Raw genomic sequence first — 8,992 nt, 5'->3', positions numbered from 1 at the left:
AAATTTCTCATTTAATGGCGGTCAATTTGGTTCCATTTGTAAGCCGACCGGGAACTGCTTTCGGTTTAAGCTTCACATGGATTTCGAATGCTTGCTCGCCGACCCCCGGGGCGCGGTAAAGCGAACGAGACTGCACGGGACGGCAGCACGAGATGCGAAGCTTCATGCGCGAGCATCGCAATGTCAGAAATCCCAGCCGAGGACTCCTCGCCGCCCTCCAGGGCACGTGCGTCGGCTACCGAGCGATAACCCAGCAGTTGGGTTGCGTCAGCGGTCTGGCTACGCGCCTCGCTCTAGGAGCGCGCCACCCTTGAGTCCCGCCGATGGTCTCACACTCTGGAACGTGGGCCCCCGGCGACAATGACGGCTGCCGCCCTCCATGAGGATGACCAGCATCACATTGAAAGCCAAATTCGCCGAAAGCCAAATTCGCCGCGTCACGGCGGGCGGACCTGGAGCGCGTCGGGTGCGTAAGTTAATAATCACGCGCGACGCATTGCGAGGCTGTTGCTTTCATGCCTCGTCTTCGCAGATAGGGCTGAGTTTGGCTCCAGTTGGCTCCCTGCGACTGTCGATCTACGCGAAGCAATGACCATCTCGCGGACGGAGTGCATCAGGGTAAAAGCCGTAAAATTCCGGGGTCGCCTCGCAAGGAGTGGCGCAAGAGCCTCCTTCTTCTTGATTTTCATGCATTAATCATTAAATGCGGCGTATAAATAAATAAATAGACTGGCGCTTTAATTTAAAATAGGCTCGATTTAATCGGGGAGTGGATGATCGTGACGCTTCTTGGCCACGGTGGTCGCTTCTGAAGTGGCGAATATTGCAAAATCAATAATTGCCAAACGTGGCGGCCAAGCACTGGCCACGATGGGCAAGGGGGATACCGCTAGATCTTTCGCGTAACTTGGCAGCAGTTGATGGAGCTGCGGTCGGCGGACCTATCGCCGTTCGAGCGAGCGCTACCAATTTGCGTGAATTGATTTTGCGGCGACGCTCTCTGCTCTGCATTGGCAGGCGAGGTTGCGAATGACGTGCACGCATTTTGTAGCAATGTTCACTCGGGCGCGGGAAATTTCGAATTCTTCTCCGTCAATTTTCGATTTTTCGATCCAGCCAAGTTTGCGGTTTGCAAACATGGCAGCTGTCGGGCGCTCGACCGTGCACACGACATTCGCTCGCAAGCTCGGAGCGGCTCTAGCCCTAAACAGGCTTGAGCGGCACGAAGCGCTGAGCAGGACGATAGGGATGCTGAGTAGCTCGGCATCTTTCTTCAGCAGCATAGGCAAGGCAACGGCCGATCATCCCCGCGCCATTGTGCAATTTGTGCCGGTCCGCGAATGCGGACGGCGCATCATCCAGAGGATTTAAGCTATGGCGACGCAGGCAACGGGCGGCGGCAGCACAGTTTCGTTCGGCAATACTCCGCAAGCCAACACGGACATTTTCTCGTTTGCGGAAGACGCCAGCAACATTCTCATCTTGAACGTGCTGGCAAATGATCTTGGGGGCGCGGCCAAGACGCTGTTCTCCCTGGACGATGGAATGAGCTCCTCCGCGTCCACCAAAAACTACGCACCAGCGGACTTACTGGTCAAAGATGTAGCGTACAGCAGCGATGCCGCCGGAATGGCCGCAACCGGTGACCGCAGCGCCCTCGGTGCACGCATCTGGATCGAAGCGGACGGCACCGTTCATTACGACAAGGGCGACATCAACGTTCAGCTTCAGGCGCTGGCGACCGGGCAAACGCTGACTGACACGTTCACCTACGCGATCCAGCTGGGCAATGGCACGCTCAGTTGGGCGACCGTGACACTCCAGTTCAATGGGGCAAACGACTCGGTCTTCATCACATCGAGTCCGCAGAGCGGCTCGGTGGTCGAAGACGCGAATGCCACACCCGATGTCTCGGATTCGCAGAGCGCGGCCGGCACTATCAGTTTCAACGACGCCGATCTCAACGACACGCATTCGGCCTCGTTCGCAGCAGCTTCTTCTAACACCACTTCACTCGGCACTTTCTCGCTCGACCCTGTCAACGAGGCGCCCAATGCCGCCAACGGCTCGGTGCAGTGGCACTATGCGCTTAACAATTCGGCCGCCCAGTATCTAGCCGCAGGTCAGAGCTTCACCGAGAGCTTCGTGGTGACCGTCAACGACGGCCACGGCTCGACGGCTACCCAGACGGTGACGGTGACCATCACCGGCACCAACGACAATGCGGTGATCACGGTTGGCGCCGGCAATAGCGCCAGCGGCGCGGTGACTGAGGACGCCCATCCGACCAGCGAGACGGCGAGCGGCACGCTGTCGTTCAGCGACGTCGACCTTTCCGACACCCACAGCGTCACCAGTGTGACTCCGTCGGCCGGGGCGCTCGGGATGCTGACGGCGTCGGTCACCACCGACGACTCGCACACCACCGGCACCGGCGGGGTGATCACCTGGAACTACTCGGTTGCCGACAGCGCGATCCAATATCTGGCGCAGGGCCAGACCAAGACCGAGACCTTCACGGTCCATCTGTTTGACGGCACCTCGACGGTCGACAAGATCGTCACCGTCACGATCACGGGCACCAACGACGCGCCGGTGATCACGAGCTCGGCGCAGGCCGGCTCGGTTCAGGAAGACACGACGCTGACGGCGACGGGTCAGGTGACGTCGAGCGACGTCGACCATGGCGCGACGGCGGCCTACAGCGGCGGCGCGACGGGGACGTATGGCAGCTTTGCGGTCAACGCCGCGACGGGTGTCTGGACCTACACGCTGGACAACGCCACCCACCAGGATCTGGCGGCGGGCGAGAGCCACACTGAAACCTTCACGGTTACCGTGACGGACGACAAGGGCGCGACCGCGACCCAGGACGTTGTGATCACGATCACGGGCACCAACGACGCGCCGGTGATCACGAGCTCGGCGCAGGCCGGCTCGGTTCAGGAAGACACGACGCTGACGGCGACGGGTCAGGTGACGTCGAGCGACGTCGACCATGGCGCGACGGCGGCCTACAGCGGCGGCGCGACGGGGACGTATGGCAGCTTTGCGGTCAACGCCGCGACGGGTGTCTGGACCTACACGCTGGACAACGCCACCCACCAGGATCTGGCGGCGGGCGAGAGCCACACTGAAACCTTCACGGTTACCGTGACGGACGACAAGGGCGCGACCGCGACCCAGGACGTTGTGATCACGATCACGGGCACCAACGACGCGCCGACGGTTACGGCGGGCGCGCAAAGCGTTCAGCTGGTCGAAAGTGGGGTTGGCACGGCGGGAACGGCGTCGGCCAGCATCACGCAGACCAAGGCCGATCCGGACACCGGCGACAGCGCGGTTTACGACAACACGGCGATGACCACCACGGGTGGCTGGGCGACCGGCGACGGCGGGGTGACCTACAGCAAGACCGGCATCTACGGCACGGCGACGCTGACCAGCGCGACCGGGCTGGTGAGCTACGCGCTCAACAACGCCGACCCCGACACCAATGCGTTGGCGGACGGCGCCAGCGTCAGTGACAACTTCACGGTCTACGTCAAGGACGGCAGCACTGGCACCGCCAGCACGGCGGTGAATTTCGCCATCACCGGCACCAACGACGCGCCGGTGGGCGTCGCTGGTCATACGCTGAACTACACGGAAAACCACGCCGCCACCGCGATCGACCCGGCGCTGACGGTGTCCGACGTCGACAACGCCAATCTCGTCTCGGCGACGGTGCAGATCACCGGCAATTACGTCAATGGCCAGGATGTGCTGGGCTTTACCAACCAGAACGGCATCACCGGATCGTTCAACGCGGCGACCGGGATGCTCACTTTGACCGGGTCATCCAGCGTCGCGAACTACCAGACCGCGCTGGACTCGGTGACCTACTTCAACACCAGCGACAACCCGTCGGGCCTGGCGCGCACTGTCACCATCATCACCAATGACGGGGCCGCCAACAGCGTGGCCGTGACCGACACCATCAATGTGACGCCGGTCAACGACGCGCCGGTGGGCGTCAACGACACCGGCTCGGCCACTGAGGCGGGCGGCACCAACAATGGCACCGCGGGCTCTAACGCTGCCGGCAATGTGCTGGCCAACGATACCGACGTCGACAACACCAACGCATCACTGGTGGTATCGGCGGTCCGCAACGGGGCGGTCGAAGGCTCCGGCTCGGTCGGCACGCTGGGCTCCGGCCTGGTGGGCGCACACGGCACGCTGACGCTCAACGCCAACGGCTCCTACACCTATCTTGTGAATGACAGCGACTCGGCAGTACAGGCGCTCAACAGCGGCCAGACCATTACCGACAGCTTCAATTATACTGTCAAGGACCCGGGCAATCTTACCGACACTGCGGTGCTCACGGTCACCATCAACGGCGCCAACGATGCGCCGGTGAATACGGTGCCCGGTACGCAGGAGGTGGTGCAAAATACCAACGTGACATTCAACGGCGCCAAACTCATCTCAATTTCCGACGTTGACGTAGGCGCTGGAACCGAGACGGTGACGCTGTCGGTCGCGCACGGCACGCTGACGCTGTCGGGTACCACCGGCCTCTCGTTCACCACCGGTGACGGTACGACCGACACCACCATGACCTTCTCCGGGACGGTGACGAACATCAACAACGCCTTAAATGGTCTTCTCTACAACCCTACTGACACGTTCGTCGGCGCCGATACTTTGACGATCACTACAACGGATCAGGGGGGATTGAGCGATAGCGACATCGTTACCATCAACGAGGAGAGCCCCAACCCGGGTACGCTGACGACGAGTTCGACCGACGTCATCTTCTACGCCAGCGGCACGAACACGCTAAATGGAACAAATTCGACCTTGAACGGTACAGATAACATCACAGGCGGAACCGGCACGGACACGCTTATCGTCACGGGTGGCGCCCCTGGACCATTCACATTTGGTAACGGTGTGGGAAACCTCTTTCTCACAAACTTTGAAGTTTTCAAATTAGTCGACACCAACAGCGGAAATCATACCGACAACGTAACATTCCTTTCGACTTTCCAAAATAATGGGACACTGACCGTCGATGCGACTGGTATCAGTGGCAATGGAAAGCTTAACTTGGATGCAAGCGCAGTCACGTCGGGAGGTTTTATCGTTATCGGCGGAGACAGTGATGACATTCTCAAGGCTGGCTCGGGCGACGACACTCTTACCGGCGGTTTTGGCAACGACACCCTTACCGGAGGCGCCGGCGCTGATAGGATGACCGGTGGAGGCGGTATCGACACGTTCATCGTCGACAGCACACAATCTCTCGGCACCGTTGGGGGCTCGGGAGATGTCGGTACAATTTCTGGCTATGACATAATCACCGATTTCGTTACGACCGGCGCCAATGACATCCTCAATCTGCCGGTCACCAACGTAACGGCCAATACCGCCGGCACTGACGGCGCTGACTCCACGTTGACCATTTCCGGTCAAACGGTGAAATCGCATGCCATCACGAGCGGCATCATCACATTCGATGACGCTAATGCCTTTGGGTCAGCACTGACCCTGACGTCTACCGCTAACGTCGCAGCGGTTGTGCAGTATCTCCACAACAACGACGTAGCGACTGGCACTGGCGCAGCGGTTGCGTTCGTGGCGAATATCGGAGGAACCGCTCATAGCTACGTTTTTGAGCAGGTCGGAATAGCTCAGAACGCCGCTAACGACATCTTGGTCGACCTTGTAGGGGTCACCTTGACTAACATCACCCAGGCCCATCTCGCTCCCGCTGGCATAGCCGGCGAAGCCATCAACCTTGGCCTGACAAATCCGGCGGATCACGTCGGCGCAGTGAGCGTGAGTATTACTGGTGTTCCTTCGGGGTGGACTCTGAGCGAAGGCACGGACAACGGGGATGGCACCTGGACCGTCCAGACCAATGACGTCTCGACACTCTCGATCACTGCCTCCGTCGGTTATGCAGGTGCGGTTTCGTTACATATGTCTCAGACCTGGAGCGACGGTAGCGGCGGTACCGGGCTCGCCATGGTTACCAACAACGTCGAAGCCTATGCGCCGGGATCGCCGATCTTCGCGCTCTCAGGCGACGACAACCTGACCGGCTCGAGCGGCCACGACATGTTCGTGTTCTCGCAGCCGATCGGTCATGACGTGATCTATAGCTTCGACGCCGCCTCGGATCAGATCGATCTGATCGGCTATGCCGAGTTCACAGGCTTTGGCGACATCCAGTCGCACATGGCCAACGACGCTGCCGGCAATGCGGTGATCACGCTCGCCGATGGTCAGTCGATCACGCTGAATGGCGTCGATGCCTCGTCGCTCACGGCAAGCGACTTTGTGTTCGATCAAGCGCCGGTCACGGAGAATGCCGGCCACATGGTGATCAGCGACGGTGCAATCCTGCCGCTCTCCGGCATCATCGACAATACCGGCACGATCGAGTTGAAATCTACCGGAAGCGGGACGGAGCTTGAGCTGATCGAACACGGCATCACGCTCCAAGGTCATGGGCAGGTCATTCTGTCCGACGATAGCGAGAACGTGATCACCGGAACGGTCTCCGACGTCACGCTGACGAACGTGGACAACACGATCTCCGGTGCCGGCCACCTCGGCGATGGGGTGATGGTGCTGGTCAATGAAGGCACGATCATCGCCACCGGCACCAATGCACTCGACATCGATACCGGAGCTAACGCCGTCACCAACCCCGGCACGCTCGAGGCAACCGGAACCGGTGGACTGGAGGTCCACAGCGACCTCATCAACACCGGCGTGTTGTGGGCCAATGGCGGCAACGTCACAATCGATGGCAATGTCAGCGGTAACGGAACGGCTCAGATTAGCGGTTCGGCCACACTCGAATTCGGAGCGGCCTCATCTGCGAATGTAGCGCTTGATGCCCAAGCGACCGGGACAATCGTGCTCCATGACTCCTTCGACTTTAGCGGGGTCGTGTCCGGATTTAACGGGGATGACCACCTGGATCTCCTCGATGTGGCATTCGGGGCCGGCACGACCGCGAGCTATGTCGCAAATCAGGCTGGTGCTGGAGGAACCCTGTCGGTGACCGACGGAGTCCATACCGCCAATATTACCCTGTTGGGCCAGTACGACCCCGCGGGCTTCCAAACCGAGGCAGACAAGAACACGGGAACGCTCATCAGCTACCACGACCATCTGGCCTGATGCGCTGCGGGGAAATGGGTCGCGGCGAATGTTGCGGCTCCGACTTTGGATTACGGTGTGATTTTGAAGAGGGGCGGATTTTCCGCTGATCTGTGTGAGTACTCCGTTCAAAAGACCCGACGAACTCCGGCGTTTGCTGCAAAGCTGCCGGGGCTATTTCGTCACTGCCGCGATCTTCAGCTTGGTGATCAATCTGCTTTACCTGGCCGGACCGCTCTACATGCTGCAGGTCTATGACCGGGTGATCGCAAGCGCCAGCGAGATCACGCTGCTGATGCTCACGATCGCGCTGTTGATGGCGTTGCTGGCGCTGGCAGGGCTGGATGCCGTACGCGCCCGCGTGCTGACCCGCGCCAGCATTCGCCTCGACCAGACGATCGCGGCGCGCGTGATGACGGCGATCATTCATCGCTCCGCTGGCGCCGGCGGCGCGCGCAGCCAGCTGCTGCGCGATTTCGACACCTTCCGCCAGTTCGTCACCGGCATGGGGATCCATGCGATCTTCGATCTGCCCTGGGCGCCGATCTACATTGCCGTGATTTTTGTGCTGCACCCGTTCCTGGGGGCGTTCGCATTGGGCTGCTCCATCCTGCTGATTCTTATGGCCCTGTTTAACGAGTGGCGGGTCAAGCTGCCGTTGACGGAGGCCGGCGAGGCGGCTTCCCGGAGCTATAGCTTTACCGAGATGAGCCTGCGCAATACCGAAGTGGTGCGGGCAATGGGCATGACCGAAGGGCTGCTGAGGCGTTGGGCCCGTGATCGCACCCGCATGCTTGAACGGCAGGTCTCTGCGAGCGATCGCGCCGCCACCATGCAGAGCATCATCCGTTTTCTGCGGCTTGCCATGCAGTCGATGATACTTGGCCTCGGCGCCTATCTCGTGATCGAGCGACTTGCAACCGTCGGCGCCATGTTCGCCGCGAGCATTCTGCTCGGAAGAGCCCTGCAGCCGGTAGAGCAGATCGTTGGATCCTGGCGCAATCTTGTATCTGCTCGTGGAGCATTCCTGCGCATCCGCGAGCTCTTGAAAGCCGATCCCCAACGGGAGGTCGGTTTGACGCTGCCGCGCCCGCAGGGCCGACTCTCGGTCGAGGGGCTCTCCTATGTGCCGCCGTTTGGTTCGAAGCCCATCCTGCGCGGGGTATCGTTCGCAATCGAGCCGGGCGAAGTACTGGGCATCATTGGTCCTTCGGGCGCCGGGAAATCCACGCTTTCGCGTCATCTGGTCGGTGTGCTTGCGCCATCTGCTGGCGCGGTGCGACTGGACGGGGCGGACGTCTCGAGCTGGATCAAGACGTCACTCGGCCAGCATATCGGTTATCTCCCCCAGGATATTGAGCTGTTTGCTGACACTGTTGCCGTCAACATCAGCCGATTCCAGGAGGGCGAAGACAGGGAGGTGATTCTGGCGGCGCGGATGGCGGACGTGCACGAGATGATCCTGCGCCTGCCGGATGGCTATGATACGCAGGTGGGAGAAGGCGGCGCCATACTCTCGGGCGGTTATCGTCAGCGTATTGGTCTTGCCCGCGCCATCTTCGCCAATCCGAGCCTTCTCGTGCTCGACGAGCCGAGCTCCAATCTCGACGCCGAAGGAGACGCCGCGCTCGCCGATTGCATTCTTCAACTCAAGAAGCGCGGCACGACGGTGGTGATTATCTCCCATCGGCCGGCCACCATCGGCGTGGCTGACAAGATCCTGGTGCTGCGTGAAGGCGTCGTCGAGATGTTCGGACCGCGCGCCGAGATCCTGGCCCGTCTGACGAGGCCCATACCGATCCACACGGTCCGCGAGACGACGGGTTAG

Annotated in this window: 2 protein-coding genes; both read left to right on the top strand. The window is 60.6% G+C overall.

The window, feature by feature from the left end; genetic code table 11:
• The first annotated feature begins 1,374 nt into the window (after positions 1 to 1,374).
• On the top strand, positions 1,375 to 7,185 hold the full coding sequence (locus tag IVB36_RS35880) for a VCBS domain-containing protein (RefSeq protein ID WP_247394725.1): 5,811 nt from the start codon (positions 1,375 to 1,377) through the stop codon (positions 7,183 to 7,185).
• Between the two features lie 133 nt (positions 7,186 to 7,318).
• Entirely contained in the window at positions 7,319 to 8,992 is a 1,674-nt protein-coding gene (locus IVB36_RS35875) for a type I secretion system permease/ATPase (protein WP_247394723.1), read from the top strand.

Origin of the sequence: Bradyrhizobium sp. 35, from assembly GCF_023073215.1 — a bacterium.
In the GTDB taxonomy this organism is placed as follows: Bacteria; Pseudomonadota; Alphaproteobacteria; order Rhizobiales; family Xanthobacteraceae; genus Bradyrhizobium; species Bradyrhizobium canariense_D.
Note: the sequence above shows the minus strand (reverse complement) of the source record. Positions and strands in the feature narration are given on the sequence as shown.

Excerpts from the sequence above, each read along its gene's own strand:
- IVB36_RS35880 (WP_247394725.1), top strand. The coding sequence starts at position 1,375 with ATGGCGACGCAGGCAACGGGCGGCGGCAGCACAGTTTCGTTCGGCAAT.